Origin of the sequence: Streptomyces sp. SID5469, assembly GCF_009862865.1 — a bacterium.
GTDB classification, from domain to species: domain Bacteria; phylum Actinomycetota; class Actinomycetes; order Streptomycetales; family Streptomycetaceae; genus Streptomyces; species Streptomyces avermitilis.
Genome location: NZ_WWIN01000001.1, coordinates 8,561,736 through 8,577,851, shown reverse-complemented (window position 1 = coordinate 8,577,851; position 16,116 = coordinate 8,561,736). Strand labels below are relative to the sequence as shown.

Annotated in this window: 16 protein-coding genes and 1 tRNA gene; 6 read left to right on the top strand and 11 right to left on the bottom strand. The window is 71.7% G+C overall.

Annotation, left to right across the window (positions count from 1 at the left end):
- Positions 1-176: 176 nt before the first annotated feature.
- Positions 177-713: an NUDIX hydrolase family protein gene (locus GTY58_RS37375; RefSeq protein ID WP_107083144.1), complete on the top strand. Its 537-nt coding sequence runs from the start codon at positions 177-179 to the stop codon at positions 711-713.
- Positions 714-789: 76 nt separating this feature from the next.
- On the opposite strand, the gene GTY58_RS37370 is transcribed toward GTY58_RS37375, so the two are convergent.
- From GTY58_RS37370 to GTY58_RS37355, 4 genes are all read right to left on the bottom strand, one after another.
- Positions 790-863 (bottom strand) — tRNA-Pro (locus GTY58_RS37370).
- Between the two features lie 285 nt (positions 864-1,148).
- A complete protein-coding gene (glpK, locus tag GTY58_RS37365; protein ID WP_010988596.1) occupies positions 1,149-2,666 on the bottom strand; it encodes a glycerol kinase GlpK in 1,518 nt (505 codons plus the stop codon).
- A gap of 24 nt (positions 2,667-2,690) precedes the next feature.
- On the bottom strand, positions 2,691-3,536 hold the full coding sequence (locus tag GTY58_RS37360; protein WP_010988595.1) for an MIP/aquaporin family protein: 846 nt from the start codon (positions 3,534-3,536) through the stop codon (positions 2,691-2,693).
- Between the two features lie 432 nt (positions 3,537-3,968).
- Complete coding sequence (locus GTY58_RS37355) at positions 3,969-4,355, bottom strand: helix-turn-helix domain-containing protein (protein WP_010988594.1); 387 nt, start codon at positions 4,353-4,355, stop codon at positions 3,969-3,971.
- Between the two features lie 129 nt (positions 4,356-4,484).
- Between GTY58_RS37355 and GTY58_RS37350 the strand changes: the two genes are divergently transcribed.
- Positions 4,485-5,315, top strand: coding sequence for an alpha/beta fold hydrolase (locus GTY58_RS37350; protein WP_037647066.1), 831 nt, complete (start codon positions 4,485-4,487; stop codon positions 5,313-5,315).
- A 42-nt stretch (positions 5,316-5,357) separates the two neighbouring features.
- Here the strand turns inward: GTY58_RS37350 and GTY58_RS37345 are convergent, their stop codons facing one another.
- From GTY58_RS37345 to GTY58_RS37330, 4 genes are read right to left on the bottom strand one after another with little or no spacing between them, the layout of a single operon-like run.
- Positions 5,358-6,230, bottom strand: a complete 873-nt coding sequence (locus GTY58_RS37345) for an SDR family oxidoreductase (protein WP_037647064.1) — start codon at positions 6,228-6,230, stop codon at positions 5,358-5,360.
- Positions 6,223-7,209 (bottom strand): iron-containing redox enzyme family protein, encoded by a 987-nt coding sequence (locus tag GTY58_RS37340; RefSeq protein WP_237528943.1) that lies wholly within the window; start codon positions 7,207-7,209, stop codon positions 6,223-6,225. Before GTY58_RS37340 ends, GTY58_RS37345 begins: the two co-directional genes overlap by 8 nt.
- Positions 7,210-7,241: 32 nt before the next feature.
- Positions 7,242-7,451 carry a CDGSH iron-sulfur domain-containing protein gene (locus GTY58_RS37335; protein ID WP_010988590.1) on the bottom strand — a complete coding sequence of 70 codons (210 nt, stop codon included), beginning with the start codon at positions 7,449-7,451 and terminating at the stop codon, positions 7,242-7,244.
- Entirely contained in the window at positions 7,435-8,100 is a 666-nt protein-coding gene (locus GTY58_RS37330) for a HemK2/MTQ2 family protein methyltransferase (protein ID WP_010988589.1), read from the bottom strand. Before GTY58_RS37330 ends, GTY58_RS37335 begins: the two co-directional genes overlap by 17 nt.
- A 197-nt stretch (positions 8,101-8,297) precedes the next feature.
- On the opposite strand from GTY58_RS37330, the gene GTY58_RS37325 reads away from it, so the two are divergent.
- The gene (locus GTY58_RS37325; RefSeq protein WP_010988588.1) at positions 8,298-9,308 is read left to right on the top strand and encodes a hypothetical protein; all 1,011 of its coding nucleotides are present in this window, start codon (positions 8,298-8,300) and stop codon (positions 9,306-9,308) included.
- Between the two features lie 363 nt (positions 9,309-9,671).
- Here GTY58_RS37325 and GTY58_RS37320 read toward each other — a convergent pair whose 3' ends face one another.
- On the bottom strand, positions 9,672-10,037 hold the full coding sequence (locus GTY58_RS37320; protein ID WP_010988587.1) for a hypothetical protein: 366 nt from the start codon (positions 10,035-10,037) through the stop codon (positions 9,672-9,674).
- Positions 10,038-10,190: 153 nt separating this feature from the next.
- Entirely contained in the window at positions 10,191-11,240 is a 1,050-nt protein-coding gene (locus tag GTY58_RS37315) for a LacI family DNA-binding transcriptional regulator (RefSeq protein ID WP_010988586.1), read from the bottom strand.
- Positions 11,241-11,337: 97 nt separating this feature from the next.
- On the opposite strand from GTY58_RS37315, the gene GTY58_RS37310 reads away from it, so the two are divergent.
- From GTY58_RS37310 to GTY58_RS37300, 3 genes are read left to right on the top strand one after another with little or no spacing between them, the layout of a single operon-like run.
- Complete coding sequence (locus GTY58_RS37310) at positions 11,338-12,513, top strand: phytanoyl-CoA dioxygenase family protein (RefSeq protein ID WP_010988585.1); 1,176 nt, start codon at positions 11,338-11,340, stop codon at positions 12,511-12,513.
- Positions 12,514-12,526: 13 nt separating this feature from the next.
- On the top strand, positions 12,527-13,348 hold the full coding sequence (locus GTY58_RS37305; protein WP_010988584.1) for an SDR family oxidoreductase: 822 nt from the start codon (positions 12,527-12,529) through the stop codon (positions 13,346-13,348).
- Between the two features lie 31 nt (positions 13,349-13,379).
- Positions 13,380-14,387, top strand: coding sequence for a Gfo/Idh/MocA family oxidoreductase (locus GTY58_RS37300; protein WP_010988583.1), 1,008 nt, complete (start codon positions 13,380-13,382; stop codon positions 14,385-14,387).
- A 145-nt stretch (positions 14,388-14,532) separates the two neighbouring features.
- Here the strand turns inward: GTY58_RS37300 and GTY58_RS37295 are convergent, their stop codons facing one another.
- Positions 14,533-15,906 carry an MFS transporter gene (locus tag GTY58_RS37295; RefSeq protein WP_159045183.1) on the bottom strand — a complete coding sequence of 458 codons (1,374 nt, stop codon included), beginning with the start codon at positions 15,904-15,906 and terminating at the stop codon, positions 14,533-14,535.
- Positions 15,907-16,116: the final 210 nt, after the last annotated feature.

Here is a 16,116-nt window from a genome sequence, read left to right as displayed (position 1 = left end):
CGCGCGGAGGACTCGGCCCACTACCCGCCGCGTGCGGCGTGCGGCGTGCGGCGTGCGGCGTGCGGCGTGCGGCGTGCGGCGTGCGGCGTGCGGCCACGATGCCGTACGACCGGCCCGGAGCGGCACGCGCGGGACGGGAGAGGGGAGTCGGGAGACCGGGAAAGTATGATCAACCAATGTCTGACATGACCGAAACCACGCCCGGCTGGCTGACTTCCGACGATCTTGAGATGGCCCGCGCACGCATGCCGATCCTCTACGTCGAGGCCGTGCCCGTGCGCGTAGACGACAGCGGTGAAGTGACCAGCATCGGACTGCTGCTGCGCATCGGACCGGAAGGAACGGTCAGCCGCGCCCTCGTCTCCGGCCGGGTGCTGCATCACGAGCGGGTCCGGGACGCCCTGCTGCGCCATCTGGAGAAGGACCTCGGGCCGGTGGCACTGCCCCGGGTCCCCGCTTCCCTGCAGCCCTTCACGGTCGCGGAGTACTTCCCGACGCAGGGGGTGACGCCGTTCCACGACCCCCGCCAGCACGCGGTCTCCCTCGCCTACATCGTCCCGGTGGCCGGCGACTGCCGCCCTCGGCAGGATGCCCTCGACCTGGTCTGGTTCAGTCCCCGGGAGGCGTCGTCGGAGCTGGTCCAGAACGAGATGCCGGGCGGCCAGGGAGTCCTCCTCAAGCAGGCCCTCGCCCATGTGGGCTGCCTGTCCTGAGCCCGCCGCCAGGCCCCGCCCCCAGGACGCGAAAAGGGCCCTCGCAGACATTCGTCTGCGAAGACCCTTCGCACCGTCGGGACGACAGGATTTGAACCTGCGACCCCTTGACCCCCAGTCAAGTGCGCTACCAAGCTGCGCCACGTCCCGGTGCGTCGCTCCCGCGGTTTCCCGCGTGATCACGCAGGTAAACCCTACCGCACGCGCCGAGGGCGGCGGACAGGCCGCTGCCGCCCCTCCCCGGGGCCCGGTCGCCTCCTCGGGCGTCCGGTCTTTCCGGCTGCGCGCACGGCCCGGACCGGGCCCCCGGAGCCGCCTCTCCCGGGCCGAGGGGCCCTACGAGCAGCCCTCCCGGGCCGAGGCCCCCGGAGTCGCGTCGGCGCGCCGCCCGGCCGTCGCCGCTCGTCGGAGCACGCCGGCCGGCGGCGTCGGCGCCTATTCCACCTTGGACCAGTCGAGCGTGCGCTCCACCGCCTTCTTCCAGCCCGCGTAGCCCTCCGCCCGCCGGTCCTCGGACCACTGGGGCTCCCAGCGCTTGGACTCCTGCCAGTGGGTGCGCAGTTCGTCGGTGTCCTGCCAGAAGCCGGTGGCCAGACCCGCCGCGTAGGCGGCGCCGAGCGCGGTGGTCTCGGCGACGACCGGGCGGCTGACCGGTACGCCGAGGATGTCGGCCTGGATCTGCATGCACAGGTCGTTGGCGGTCACGCCGCCGTCGACCTTGAGCACATCGAGGTGGACTCCGGAGTCCTGCTCCATGGCCTCGACGACGTCACGGCTCTGATAGCAGATGGCTTCCAGCGTCGCGCGGGCCAGGTGACCGTTGTCGTGGTACCGGGCGAGGCCGACGATCGCGCCGCGGGCGTCGGAGCGCCAGTACGGGGCGAACAGGCCCGAGAACGCGGGGACGAAGTAGATGCCGCCGTTGTCCTCGACGGTACGCGCCAGCGTCTCGCTCTCGGCCGCGGACTTGATGATCTTCATCTGGTCGCGCAGCCATTGCACCGCGGACCCGGTGACGGCGATGGAGCCCTCCAGGGCGTAGATGGCCGGGCTGTCGCCGAACTGGTAGGCCACGGTGGTGAGGAGTCCGTGCTGGGAGCGGACCAGTTCGGTGCCGGTGTTCAGCACCAGGAAGTTGCCCGTGCCGTAGGTGTTCTTGGCTTCGCCGGGCGCGTAGCAGACCTGTCCGACGGTGGCCGCCTGCTGGTCGCCGAGTACCCCGGCGATGGGGATGGCGGCGCGCAGCGGCCGGGAGGTACGGGTCTGGCCGTAGGCCTCCGGGTGGGAGGACGGGTTGATGGTGGGCAGCATCGATCGCGGGATGTCGAAGAGTCCCAGCAGTTCGTCGTCCCAGTCGAGGGTTTCCAGGTCCATCAGCATGGTGCGGCTGGCGTTGGTCACGTCGGTGGCGTGGATGCCGCCGTCGGGGCCGCCGGTCAGGTTCCACAGGACCCAGCAGTCCGTGTTGCCGAAGACGGCGTGCCCCTGCTCGGCTGCCTCGCGGACGCCGTCGACGTTCTCCAGGATCCACTGGATCTTGCCGCCGGAGAAGTAGGTCGCCGGCGGCAGCCCCGCCTTGCGGCGGATGACGTCGCCCTGGCCCGAGCGTTCCAGGGCCGCGGCGATGGAGTCGGTGCGGGTGTCCTGCCAGACGATGGCGTTGTAGTAGGGACGGCCGTTGCGCGGGTCCCAGACGACGGTGGTCTCCCGTTGGTTGGTGATGCCGATCGCCGCCAGGTCGTCCGGGGACAGGTTCCCGTGCCGCAGGGCGTTCTGTATCACCGAGTTGGTGCGTTCCCAGATCTCCACCGGGTCGTGCTCGACCCACCCGGAGCGCGGAAGGATCTGGGCGTGCTCCAGCTGGTGCTTCGCCACCTCGTTGCCGGCGTGGTCGAAGATCATGAATCGGGTGCTGGTGGTCCCCTGGTCCACCGCGCCGACGAAGTCCGCCATGGCGTGCCGCCTCTCTGGTGGGTGTCAGGCCTCGGGGGTCGGGACGCGTCCGGGGGGCTCCGGCTCCGCCGTCGGCAGGAACCGGCCCACGAAGAACTTGTACACGACCCCGCCGAGCAGACCGCCGATCAGCGGACCGATGATCGGCACCCAGAAGTAGAAGTTCCCGTACTGATCTCGCCATGCGCTGCCGTAGCCCGTGATGAAGCTGGCCAGCCGGGGACCGAAGTCGCGTGCCGGGTTGATCGCGTAGCCCGCGTTGGTGCCCCAGGCCATGCCGATCGCCACGACCACCAGGCCGATGATGAACGGGGCCAGGTTGGCGCCGGGGGGCGTGTTGAGCAGGTCCGTGATGGCGAGGATCAGCAGCAGGAGGATCGCGGTACCGATGACCTGGTCGCGGAACGCGCCCCACTCGTGGACCGGCAGGTTCGGGTTGCCGTTGGCGGGGAGCGTGGAGAACACGCCCTGCGTCTTGAGGGTGTGGCCGGGGTCGGCCTTCGCCAGCGCCTCGGTGTAGTTCCAGCGCACGAGGAGGGCCGCCACGAAGGCGCCGAGCGTCTGGGCCACCGCGTAGGGCGCGACCTTGCTCCACGGGAAACCCTTGAACGCGGCGAGAGTGACCGTCACCGCGGGGTTGAGATGCGCACCGCTCAGCCGCGCCGCGACATACACGCCCATGGTGACGCCGATGCCCCAGGCCCACGCGATGCTGTCGTGGTTTCCGAGGCCGCCCGGCGGGGTCGTGAGCGCTCCACCGGCGACCACCTGTGCCACCACGCCGGCGCCGAAGAGGATGAGAATCATGGTGCCGGCGAACTCAGCCGACAGCTCGCCGATCAACCCCAGCCTTTTAAGTCGTTCAGCCATGGAAGCCCGCTTCCCGCCGGCGCAGGACCGGCCGTCGTCTGCCCGAGTCCTCCGGATATCAGCATAGGACGATCAAGAGATAACCGCATTTGCCGCGATATTGCACCTTTTGGGGCCATGTTGGCCAGGGCCACGCAGCGCAACTCCTCCCCGGAGCCACCGTTCACCGTGCTCAGGTGCGTCGCGTCCAGGGCGGCCGAACGGCGCACGCCGCGCATCGTCGGCGAACGCGGCCCCGCACCATCCACTTGCCGCCACCCCGGTACGCCGAGCGTGGGACACGCGGGACCCGGTCATGTCCGGGGTGACCTGGATGCCGCCCGCCAAGGGCTCGAAGCGGCCGTGCACAGGGGCCGTGCCCACGTGGAAGCCGAGGGGCGCGGTGGCCCCGCCGAGTAGGGACATGTCCGCGGCGGGGACTCGCCCTCCTGATCAGCCGGCCGAACTCCGGGCATCCTCGAGGCGGTTGTTGCGATCGATCTCCGACATGTGCCGCTCGGCCCAGTGCCGCAGAGCGGCCAGGGGGCCCTCCAGCGACAGGCCCAGCTCGGTGAGCCGGTAGTGCACGCGCGGCGGCACCGTCGGCTCGACACGGCGGGCCACCAGACCGTCGCGGGCAAGACTCTGGAGGGTGACCGAGAGCATCTTCTGGGAGATTCCCGGCATGCGGCGCCGCAGTTCCGCGAAGCGCACCTCGTCCGGGGCCGCCTCGGCCAGCACCTTGACCGCCATCGAGGTCCACTTCGTGCCGATACGGTCGAGCAGCCGACGGGTCGGACACTGCGGATCGAAGAGGTCACCGCGGTTCGCCTTGGTCACCCGGAGCTCACCACCTGAGACGAAAGTGCCTTCTTGGAAGGACCAGGTTAGTTACCTACCGTGTGCTTGTCACCTTTGGTGACCACCCCCGTATCCCCCCCCGTATCCCCCACCTGGAGGGACCGTTCCATGACCGTGCTGCGCCGCGTGTCCGTCAACGGCGTCGAACTCAATGTGGCCCTGGCCGGAAAGGGCCCCGCCGTCCTGCTTCTGCACGGCTTCCCGCACACCTGGGAACTGTGGACCGACGTCATGGCCGGGCTGTCCGAGCGGTACCAAGTGATCGCACCGGATCTGCGCGGGTTCGGCGCGAGCACACGGGCCAAGACCGGTTACGACGCCGGCTCGCTGGCCGACGACGCCGCGGCCCTGCTGGAGACGCTGGGCGCGGGCCCGGCCGCCGTGGTGGGCATCGACGCGGGCACGCCGCCCGCCCTGCTGCTCGCGCTGCGCCGACCCGGCCTCGTGAGGCGGCTCGTGGTCATGGAGTCCCTGCTGGGCCGACTCCCCGGCGCCGAGTCCTTTCTGGCGGGCGGTGCCCCCTGGTGGTTCGGCTTCCATGCCGTACCCGGCCTCGCGGAGACCGTGCTCGAGGGCAACGAGGCGCGCTACCTCGACTGGTTCCTCGACACGGGCACCCTCGGCGACGGGGTGCGGCCCGCCGTACGGGACGCGTTCGTCCGCGCCTATACCGGACGTGAGGCCCTGCGCTGCGCGTTCTCGTACTACCGCGCCCTGCCCGTCAGCGCCACGCAGATCGAGCGGGCCTTCGACACCGCGCGGCTGACCGTCCCCACGATGGCCGTCGGCTCGCATCCCGTCGGCGCGGCGCTGGAGCGCCAGTTGCGCCCGTTCGCCGACGACCTCACCGGCCATCTCGTCGAGGACTGCGGCCACATCATCCCGTTGCACCGCCCGGACGCCCTGCTCGCCCTGCTCCACCCGTTCCTGAAGGACTGACGCCCGCGGGTGGCGCGCCTTTCGCCACGGCTCGGGACCGGCTCAGGGCAGCGGTGTGCCGCCGGTGGCGTTCAGGATCTCCGCGGTGATGAAGCTCGCCCGCGGCGAGGCCAGGAAGACATACGCGGGGGCCATCTCGGCGGGCTGCGCGGGGCGGCCGAGCGGAGCCTGCTTGCCGAACTCCGTGGTGTCCGGCATCGTCGCCGGGATCAGCGGAGTCCACACGGGGCCGGGCGCCACGGCGTTGACGCGGATGCCGTCACCGGCCACCATCTGCGCGAGCCCCTGGGTGAAGGTCACGATGGCGCCCTTGGTCATGGCGTAGTCGAGCAGATGCGGACTCGGCTTGTACGCCTGCACGGACGTCGTGTTGATGACGGAACCGCCCGCCGGAATGTGCGGGAGCGCCAGCTTGCAGAGCCAGAACATGCCGTACAGGTTGGTGCGTACGACCCGGTCGAACTGCTCGGTGGAGATGGCGCCGATGCCGTCCGGCTGGGACATCTGGTACGCGGCGTTGTTGACCAGGACGTCGATCCGCCCGAACTCCGCGACAGCGCGCTCCACCAGTCGGCGGCATGCCTCCTCCGTACGGATGTCGCAGGCCACGGCGACGGCCTTGCGGCCCGCGTCCTCGACCAGGCGGACGGTCTCGGCGGCCTCCTTCTCCTCCTCCGGGAGGTGGGTGAACATGACGTCGGCGCCCTCGCGCGCGAAGGCGAGCGCCACCGCCCGGCCGATTCCCGAGTCTCCGCCGGTCAGGAGCGTGGCACGGTCCTGGAGCAGTCCGCTTCCCTCGTACGAGTCCTCGCCGTGGTCGGGCGGCGGGTCCATGGGGCCGGTCCAGCCCGGGTGTTCCTGATCCTGCTGCGGGAAGTCGGGGCGGGGATGCTGGTCGGTGGGGTTGTCAGGCATGGGGGGCACCTTCCTCGTCGCCGGTCAACGGCACGCGCAGGGCACTGCGTCGACTCCGCCAGGCGTCCAGCAGGCGGGCGCCGAGCCGGTCTTCGAGGAAACCGGTGGCCAGGATGCCGAAGGCGACGTCGGGTTCGAGTTCGGGCTCGCTCTCCAGCAGACCGCCGATCACGTCACGGCGTACGACCTGTTCGTGGACGGCGTCCGCCTCGACGTGCTCGTCGTAGAACCGCTGGGCGGCCGGTCCCGCTCCCACCCGGCGCAGGGCGGTGGCCAGGCGTCGGGAGCCGGGTGACGAGGTCACCTCGACGGCGGCGAAGTGGCCGACCAGTGCGCCGCGCAGGGCGCGGTGCAGGCCGAACAGGGACATGAGGTTGACGGTGGCGAGCACCTCGGCGGGGGCCGCGTCGACGTAGTGTCCGTAGTCCGTCCGCAGGCCCAGGTCCGCCATCAGGTCGGCGAAGAGCCGGGCGTGGATCTGGTCCTCGCGGCCCGCGCCGAACTCGTCGTACTCGATCGCCACCATGGCGGCCTTGGCCCGGCCGTGCAGCCGCGGGATGACCCAGGCGTGCGGGTCGGCCTCCTTGAGGTGGTAGAGGGAGCGCAGGGCGGCGTACTCCTTGAACTGCCACAGTTCGCCGTCGCGCTGGAGATGGTGGCTGACGCTGGTGTCGTCCTGTCCCACGGGTTCCACCAGGAGCGCGGCCAGCACCTTCTCGACGTCGACGTCGGGCTCGAGCGGTACGTCGGAGCGCAGGGCCTCGGTGAAGCGCAGCTCCATGGCGCGGCGCAGGCCGAGCAGCCCGGGGTCCCACTCCCGTTCGTCGGACACTTCGGCGAAGCCCCGGTAGTGGAGCTCGTACAGGACGTAGAGGGCGAGTTGGAGATCGTCCCCGTACGGGTCGGCCTCCTGCACCTCGTGCGACCAGGTGGGGAGGGGAGTGCTGTAGGCCAGCGTCGAGAAGACGGACTTGGACAACTCACCTCGTGGGGTGGGGAGTTCAGGACTCCTCACGGCGTGTCCCCCTTCACCCGGCGGCGGTGGCTGGTGTCGCACCAGGGGTACGCACGGCTGCGGCGGCAGGTGCAGATCGCGACCTTGAACCGTCGCGAGGTGACGACCGTGCCGTCCTCGCAGACCACCTCGACCGGGCCCTCGACGAGCAGGGGTCCGTCCCGGTCGACGGTGACGCGGCGCGGTCGCTCAGGAGTGTTCGGCACGGATGACCACCAGTTCTTCCAGGTTCTCGTCGGTCAGCAGGCCCTGGCGGCGCAGCCACGCCCGGCGGGCACGCAGCACAGGGCCGAAGGGGACGAAGGCGCGGTCGGTGACCGAGGCGTCGAGCCCGGCGGCGGCCAGCCGGTCCAGGGTGGGCCGCGTGCCGCAGAGCGCGGAGTGCACGATCAGCAGCGCTCCCCCGGCCCGCAGCGCGGCCGGCGCCGTGTCGCAGATACGGTCGACGAACGCCCGGCCGTCGTGTCCGGCGTCCCAGGCGCGGGCCGCTCCCCGGCTCGGCAGCCGGGCCGAAGGTGACGGCACGTACGGCGGGTTGCTCACCACGAGGTCGTACGAGCGTCCCGGCACGGCCGCGGTCAGGTCACCCCGGCGGACGGTGACGCGCCGGCCGGCGAGCAGCGCGTTCAGGCGAGCGGTGAGCACGGCGCGCCGGGAGATGTCGACGGCCGTCACCCGGGCGCCGAGGCGCGCGGCGTGCACGGCGAGCGCGCCGCTTCCGGTACCGAGGTCGAGTACCTCCGTCGAGGTGTCTATGTCCTCCCGGCGCAAGGCGCGGGCCAAAAGGTCGGTGTCGTGTTGCGGTGCGTAGACGCCCGGCGGTGTCAGCAGGTAGGGCCCGGCTGGCATTCCCATCGGACACCTCCGATCTGTGGCGTATTTTCATGTTTGCTGAATGTCTGGCCCACTTGTTCCTGAGTGCCCAGAAGACAGCACTCCACACGCGTGGGATGCGTGGTGCCGGAGTGGTCTTCGTGCACGGCGGCCGGGTTCCCCGCCCTCGTCGGGGTCGATCAGGGTGTCCGGAGCGTGGGGGCGGGTACGTCCCGCGCATGCGGATGAGTGTGGTGGACGTGGGTTCGAACACGGTGCGGCTGGTGGTGGCGGACGCGGAGGGCGGCGTACCGCTGCCGGTGCACACGGCCAAGTGGAGGTTACGGCTGTCCGAAGTGGTGGGGCCCGACGGGAGGATTCCCGAGGAAGCCGTGCACAGACTCGTCGGGGCGGTCGCCGCGGCCGATGAGACGGCGCGGAAGTGGGGCGCCGCCGGACCGCTGGCCTTCGCGACGGCGGTGGTGCGCGGTGCGCCGAACCGGCTGGAGGTGCTGCGCGCCGTCCGGGCGGAGACCGGGGTGCGGCTGTGCACGCTGCCCGGGGAGGAGGAGGCCGAGCTCACCTTCCTGGGGGCCCGGCGGTGGATGGGCTGGCGCGCGGGGCCGCTCGCGCTGTTCGACATCGGGGGCGGCTCACTGGAAGTGGCCTTCGGTCGCGGGCGGCTGCCGGACTTCGTGGCCTCGCTGCCGCTCGGCGCGGGCCGGCTGACCCGGGAGTTCTTCGAGGGCGAGGATCTGCCGTCCGCCGCGATGGTCAAGGCGCTGCGCCGCAAGGTCCGGCATCAGCTGCGGGATGTGGCCGCGCGGATCCGGTGGGAGGGGCCGCGTACCGTCGTGGCGACCTCGCGGACGTTTCAGCAGCTGGGCCGGCTGTGCGGGGCGGCGCCCGGCCGTCAGGGGCCGTTCGTGGACCGGCATCTGGAGCGCCGCGAGCTGCGCGGCTGTCTCGACCGGCTGACCGCGCTGCCGGCGGCCGAGCGCTACCTGCTGCCGGGCATCTCCGCGCCGCGGGCCCGGCAGAGCCTGGCCGGGGCGATCGTGGGGCACACGGTGATGAAGACGACCGGGGTCAGCAGGGTGACCCTCTGTCCGTGGGCCATCCGGGAAGGCGTACTGCTGCGGTACATCGAGGACGGCGCCGCCTGGTGGGCGGACATCACCGACCGCGCCGCCGAACTCCCACCGACGGCAGCCCCCGTGCCACTGCGGGTGGCGGCTCCGCCTAGCTGAGGGTCCGCGGGGTTCCCCACAGGGCCCGCGGGGAGGCCGGCGGCCGCACGGTGCGGCTGCCGCTCCGCCGACCTCAGGGCCATGCGTTCCCCACAGGGCCCGCGGCGGGGCCGACGGCGACCGGTCCGGTCGGCCAAGGCGAGAAGAACCGAGGAGGCGGGGCAGAGCGGATCGCACGACGGTGCGGCGGGCGACGCCATCGCCCCGGGCAGGGGCAGGTGGCCCCAGGGGCCACCGGGCGGCGACAGCATCGTGCCGGGCAGGAGGCCACCGGGCGCGGCCGGGTCCCTGGCCGAGCCGCGGCGGCGCATCGGCTGCGCCCGTCGGCCCGTCGGGTGCGCCGCCGTCAGGAGGCCCGTCCTCTCACCCGCGCGGTTCCAGCCGCAGCTCCACCTCGACCTCCTGATCGCCGGAGACCGAGCCCACCTCGTGCACGGTGAAGACGTCCGCCAGGGCGTCCTCCAGCTCTCGTACGGCGTGCGGGCTGCCCTGGACCTCGGCCGTCACCGGACCCGAGAGGGGCACCGACGCCCCCGACGCGGGCGGGCACACGGCGGCCGTGTCGAACGTGGCCGTCCAGGCGGTCGGGGTCTCAGCAGGGCTGTCGCTGTCCTCGCGGTCACATTCGAAGCGCCTGCGCAGGGCGTCGAAGAGATGTCCGGCGTCCGTGGCGGAGCAGTCGGTGAGTACCACCTGGACTTCCGAAGCCGGCGGCGATTGCGTGTTCACGGCGCATCCTCTCCCTCGTGTCCCCCGGATCCCCCGTGTCCCCCGTATCCCTCATGGTTCCTCTCCCCTCGCGGGTACCCCGCGGTCACCGTCGAAACGGGAGCCGGCCAGCACTCTCGGCCACGGCCTCGCGGCGCACGAGCCGCAGGTGTCTCAGTCCGCGGCGGCGGGAGTCGCCTCGGCCACAGTCGGCATGTTGTACGGGGTCACCACCTGGATCGGCGACGGCAGCACGGGCCCCGCGGGCGGCAGGGCGCCATGGGCCCGCATCACGGTGCGGCAGGCCTCGCGCATGTCCTGGCGCAGGTCGTGGTGGAGCACGGCGGACAGTCGGTGTTCCCTCAGCAGCCGGGTGTTGTCGTGGTCGAGGTCGTGCGCGATGAACACCTGGCAGCGGCGGCCCGTCGCCTCGAACGCCCGCAGCGTGGCGACATTGCCGCCGCCCATCGAGTAGACCGCGCGGATCTCCGGATCGCGTTCGAGGGCGGCGACGACCAGGTCGTACTGCGTGGCGTCCAGGCCCTGCCCCTCGGCGACCTCGACCAGCGTGCGGCGCGGGTGCAGGGCCCGCATGGCGGCGCGGAAGCCCATCTCGCGCTCCTCCTCGTTACGGAAGAAGCCGCTGCTGATGCTGGTGAGCACATTGCCGGAACGGTCACCGAGCCACTGGCCCATCAGATACGCGGCCGTGGCGCCCGCGGCCCGGTCGTCGATGCCGACGTACGCGAGCCGTCCGCTGGCCGGCAGATCGGTCACCAGGGTCACCACGGGGATGCCCGCGGACACGAGCCGGCCGACCGCCGCGGTGACGTCGGGGACGTCCGGCGCCTTGAGGATCACGCCCTGGGAGCCGCGTCGGGCGATCCGATCCAGGGTCGCGACCAGCTCGGCCACCGGGCCCGTCTCACGGAAGTGGAAGCGCGACCGCATGACGGCCGGGCGCAGGGCGGGCAGCTCGGCCTCCAGCGCGGCGCGCACGGCGGTGGAGAACCGTTCGGGCGTCTGCATCACTATGTCGATCATGAAGGTGCGGCCGACCAGCCTGACCTGGGTCCGCTGCCGGTCCAGGTCGGCGATCGCCCGGTGCACCTCGCGCGCGGTGCTCTCGCGCACCCCGCCCCGGCCGTTGAGGACCCGGTCGACGGTGGCCTCGCTCAGGCCCGCCTGGCGGGCGATCTCCCGCAGCGGATAGGGGTGGCCCATGGAAGGGACTCCTTGAGGGGTTTTTGACGGGTCACTGCTGGTTGTTCGAGGGGTTCCGGCTCACAAGAATGGCAGCACCCGGCACGAAAGGACGACGATGTCCCCCACCACCGACGTACGCCCGTCCTGGCTCGCCGAGGAGGACTGCGACCTCGACGCCTTCCGTGTCCTGGTCGAGCGCACGACCGACGCGGACGACTATCCGTACGCCGACGCCGTGGAGCGCAACGTCCTCTTCTACGACAGCGACCGGCTGCGGTCCGCCGTCGCCGCCCACGAACTCCGTCACGTCCAGGCCGAGTTGGTCCGTGCCTTCAGTGAGGGGCCCGGCGTCGTCGTGTTCCGGCGCGCCTTCCCCGACCCGTCGGTCGTGGCGCGCGCCACCGCCGCCTTCGACGCGCTCATCACTGCCCAGCGGGCATCCGGCACGGTCGCCGGCGACCACTTCGCCGCACCGGGTGCGAACGACCGGGTCTGGAACGCGCTGCAGAAGCTGGCCGTCCACGCGCCGGAGGCGTTCGCCGACTACTACGCCAACGACGTCATCGCCCTTGTCTCGCAGGCGTGGCTCGGGCCCGGCTACCAGATCACCTCGCAGATCAACGTGGTCAACCCCGGCGGCGCCGCCCAGTCCGTCCACCGCGACTACCACCTGGGCCTCCTGTCCAACGCGGTGGCGGCCACGTACCCGGCGCACGTCCACCGCCTCTCCCCCGCGCTGACCCTCCAGGGCGCGGTCGCGCACTGCGCCATGCCTGTCGAGTCCGGGCCGACGATGTACCTGCCGTACTCGCAGACGTACGAGCCCGGCTATCTGGCCTGGCGACTGCCCGATTTCCAGGCGTACTTCGAGTCCCGTCACGTCCAGCTTCCGCTGGCCGAGGGCGATGCGGTGTTCTTCAACCCGGCGCTGTTCCACGCGGCCGGGACGAACCGGTCGTCGGACATCAGGCGCATGGCCAATCTTCTCCAGGTCTCGTCCGCCTTCGGGCGGGCCATGGAGACCGTCGACCGCGCGACCGTGGTGAACGCGGTCTACCCCGCGCTGCTCACCCGCAAGGCCGGGGGCGCGAGCGTGGAGTGGCTGGACACCGTCGTGGCGGCCTGCGCCGAGGGCTACCCCTTCCCCACCAACCTCGACCGCGACCCGCCCGTCGGCGGGCTGGCTCCGCCGTCGCAAGCCGACCTCGTACGGCGTGCGCTGCGCGAGGAGTGGACGGCGGACGCGCTGCGCGAGGCACTGAACGCCGGCGCCGAGCGCCGCACCAGCTGAGGAAACGAGCGACATGGGACATCTCCACGACAGCGGCAAGAGACTTCTGGACGACACGGGCGGCCTCCTCGACGGCAAGATCGTTCTGGTCAACGGGGGCAGCCAGGGCATCGGCGCCGCGGTCGCCCGGGCCGCCGCCCGCGAGGGCGCCGCGGTGACCGTCACCGGGCGGCGCCCGGAACCCGGCGAGGCGCTGGTGGGCGAGCTGCGCGCGGCCGGGTGCGAGGCGGCGTACGTGCGGGTCGACCTCGCCGACGCCGGGCAGGCGCGCGGGAGCGTGGCCCGGGTGATCGAGGCGCACGGCCGGATCGACTGTCTGGTCAACGCGGCGGGGCTCACCTCGCGCGGAACCCTGCTGGAGACGACGCCCGAGCTGTTCGACGCCCATCTGGCGATCAATCTCAAGGGCCCGTTCTTCGCCATGCAGGCCGCCGTCGCGGACATGCTGGAGCGCGAGGCGCCGGGCACCATCGTCAACATCGGCTCGAACTGCGCCCACGGCGGCCCACCCAACCTGACCGCCTATTCCACCGCCAAGGCCGGGCTCGCGGGGCTGACCCGCAACGCGGCGCACGCCCACCGCTGGGACCGTATCCGCGTCAACGCGCTGAACATCGGCTGGACGGCCACCGAGGGCGAGGACGCGACCCAGCGGGCCTTCCACGGCGCGGGCGACGACTGGCGCGAGAGGGCGGGCCGGGGGCTGCCGATGGGCAGGCTCGGCGATCCGGACGAGATCGCCGACTTCGTCGTCCTGCTCCTCTCCGACCGCAGCGGTGTCGTCACCGGATCGGTCATCGACTGGGACCAGAACGTGCTCGGCGCCCTGGACTGAACACCACCACAGCACCATCGAAAGGCAGCACATGCGTATCGGCATCATGGGTCTTGGCCGGATCGGCGCGTTCCACGCCGAGACCCTCTCGGGTCTGCCGGCGGTCACGTCCCTCGTGGTCACCGACCCCTTCACGGACGCGGCGAAGAGCGCCGCCGAGCGGTTCGGCGCCGAGGTGGCGGACTCGCCGGAGGCCGTCCTGGCCGCGGGCGTGGACGGGGTGGTGGTCGCCGCGGCGACCGACGCCCACCCGGGTCTCGTCCTGGCCGCGGTCGAGGCGGGCGTACCGGTCTTCTGCGAGAAGCCCGTCGCGCGCACCATGCGCGAAGGCGTCGCGGTGCTCGAAGCGGTCCGGGATGCCGGGGTCGAGATCCAGATCGGCTACAACCGCCGTTTCGACGCCGGGTTCGTGGCCGCGCGCGCCGCCGTCGCGAGCGGTGAACTGGGCGCACTGCACACCGTACGGTCCACCACGCTCGACCCGGCCCCGCCGCCGCCCGCGTACGTCGCCGCCTCCGGAGGCATCTTCCGCGACTGCTCGGTGCACGACTTCGACATCATCCGCTGGGTGACCGGGCGCGAGGTCGTCGAGGTGTACGCCACCGGCGGCAACCGCGGTGCCGACTACATCGCCGCCGCGGGTGACGCCGACACCACGGCCGCGGTCCTCACCCTCGACGACGGCACGCTGGCCGTCGTCTCCAACAGCCGCCACAACGCCCGGGGTCACGACGTCCGCATGGAGCTGCACGGCTTCCGGGACAGCATCGCCGTGGGCCTGGAGGACCGGCTGCCGCTGCGCTCCGTCGAGCCCGGCACCTCGTTCCCGGCCGGCACCCCGCACGACTTCTTCATGGACCGCTTCGCCGCCGCCTACCGCGCCGAACTCACCGCGTTCACCGAGGTCGTCGCCGGTCGGCGCCCCTCCCCCTGCACGGTCGCCGACGCCCTGGAGGCGGGCTGGATCGCCGAGGCGTGCACGCTGTCGCTGCACTCGCATCGGCCGGTGACGGTCGAGGAGGTGCGGCGGCAGTCGTAAGGTGCGGGCAGCCTGTGGCTGATCGCGCGCTTTCCCGCGCCCCTACGGGCGCTCCTCGGCGGCCGTCCCTCAAGGGCGGCCGTCAGTGGTTCCAGGACTGACCCAACGCCTGGGTGCCGCACCCCCCGTCTCACCGTCCCCGTCCTCAGTCGGACGCCGGTTCCGAGGCCTTGCCCATGAGCTGCACCAGCACCACGACCAGCAGGTCGAACGCCACCAGCACCGCCAGGCAGACGCTGAAGGCATGCGACGTCGCGGGGGCTTGTGTGTGGTCGCCGACCATCCGGAAGAAGATGCTGCCGATCAGCGCCGTGCCCACGGTCGCGCCGATCTCCTGAGCGGTGGTGAGTACACCCGAGGCGGCGGCCGCATGGTCCGCGGTGATGGGGGCGAGCACCATCGAGGACAGGGGCGCCATGGTCAGCCCCATCCCCAGACCGGCCACCAGCAACGGTCCCGCGAGCCACTCGACCCGCCCGCCGACGCCGATCCCCGAGACCAGAACAGCCAGCGTGCCGTAGCCGACGACGACGAGCAGCGCGCCGACCGCCGGAGCCTGCCGCCCCAGTCGCCCGACCAGGCGGCCGGCCAGTGCCGTCGCCGCGAAGAAGCCGGCACCCAGCGGCAGGTACAGCAGACCGGAACCCAACGGGGACATGCCGCGCCCCTGCTGGAGATACAGGGAGAGCACCAGGAAGCACGCGCCCATCGTGGCGTAGTAGAACATCATGGCGAACAGTCCGACGGAGAACGCCCGCGAGCGGAACAGAGTGGTGTTCACCAGCGGCGCCCCACCCCGGACCGTGCCGCGGTGCTGCTGCACCGCGAAGACGGCCAGCACCGGCACCGCCGCGATCAGGCACAGCACCGACCACAGCGGCCATCCGAGCTCCCGCCCCTCGGTCAACGGCAGCACGACCGCCACAAGTCCGAGCATCACCAGGAGCATGCCGATCACGTCCAGCCTGGTCCGCCCGCCCCCACGGGACTCGGGAACCAGCCTCGGCACCAGCGCCACGGCGACCAGCCCGACCGGAACGTTGACCAGGAAGATCGCGCGCCAGCCCAGCCCGCCCGGGTCCAGCGCGATCAGAGATCCGCCGATCAGCTGTCCGAACACCGCGGCCAGACCGATCGCCAGACCGTAGACGTTGAACGCCACCGCGCGGGCCCTGCCCTGGTACATGGCGCCCAGCAGGGCCAGTACCTGCGGAGTGACGAGGGAGGCCGCGATGCCCTGGAACACCCGCGCCGCCACGAGTTGGGCGGGGCTCTGCGCCAGCCCGGCACAGGCGGAGGCGGCTGTGAACAACGCCAGGCCGGTCACGAACAACCGCCGCCGGCCGTACAGGTCCCCCATCCGGCCCGAAGTGATCATCAAGGTGGCCAGCGGAAGGCCGTAACCGGCCAGGACGAACTGAACCGCGACCGAGCTCGCGTGCAGACTCTGCTGAATGTCGGGCACCGCGACGTTCACGATGAAGAAATCCAGCACGGTGATGAATGTGCCGAGCGACACGAGAATGAGCGGGCTCCATCGCGGCGGCGGTTCCGCGACAGTCGCGGCAGGTGCCCCGGCGAGCTCCGACTCGGATAACTCCTCGGTAGTCATGGATAGCCCTCCGTTGGGTTTGTCCGCACGCACAGCCGACGCGTCGGCCCCATGGATTCTTGCCCAAGTAAGCAGTCCTGTCCATTGCGTTGGACGCATTTTCGGACCCGTTCCGGA

Coding starts and splice junctions, on each gene's coding strand:
- GTY58_RS37375 (WP_107083144.1), top strand. CDS start 177: ATGTCTGACATGACCGAAACCACGCCCGGCTGGCTGACTTCCGACGAT.
- glpK (WP_010988596.1), bottom strand. CDS start 2,666: ATGGCGGACTTCGTCGGCGCGGTGGACCAGGGGACCACCAGCACCCGA.
- GTY58_RS37360 (WP_010988595.1), bottom strand. CDS start 3,536: ATGGCTGAACGACTTAAAAGGCTGGGGTTGATCGGCGAGCTGTCGGCT.
- GTY58_RS37350 (WP_037647066.1), top strand. CDS start 4,485: ATGACCGTGCTGCGCCGCGTGTCCGTCAACGGCGTCGAACTCAATGTG.
- GTY58_RS37345 (WP_037647064.1), bottom strand. CDS start 6,230: ATGCCTGACAACCCCACCGACCAGCATCCCCGCCCCGACTTCCCGCAG.
- GTY58_RS37330 (WP_010988589.1), bottom strand. CDS start 8,100: ATGGGAATGCCAGCCGGGCCCTACCTGCTGACACCGCCGGGCGTCTAC.
- GTY58_RS37325 (WP_010988588.1), top strand. CDS start 8,298: ATGCGGATGAGTGTGGTGGACGTGGGTTCGAACACGGTGCGGCTGGTG.
- GTY58_RS37315 (WP_010988586.1), bottom strand. CDS start 11,240: ATGGGCCACCCCTATCCGCTGCGGGAGATCGCCCGCCAGGCGGGCCTG.
- GTY58_RS37310 (WP_010988585.1), top strand. CDS start 11,338: ATGTCCCCCACCACCGACGTACGCCCGTCCTGGCTCGCCGAGGAGGAC.
- GTY58_RS37305 (WP_010988584.1), top strand. CDS start 12,527: ATGGGACATCTCCACGACAGCGGCAAGAGACTTCTGGACGACACGGGC.
- GTY58_RS37300 (WP_010988583.1), top strand. CDS start 13,380: ATGCGTATCGGCATCATGGGTCTTGGCCGGATCGGCGCGTTCCACGCC.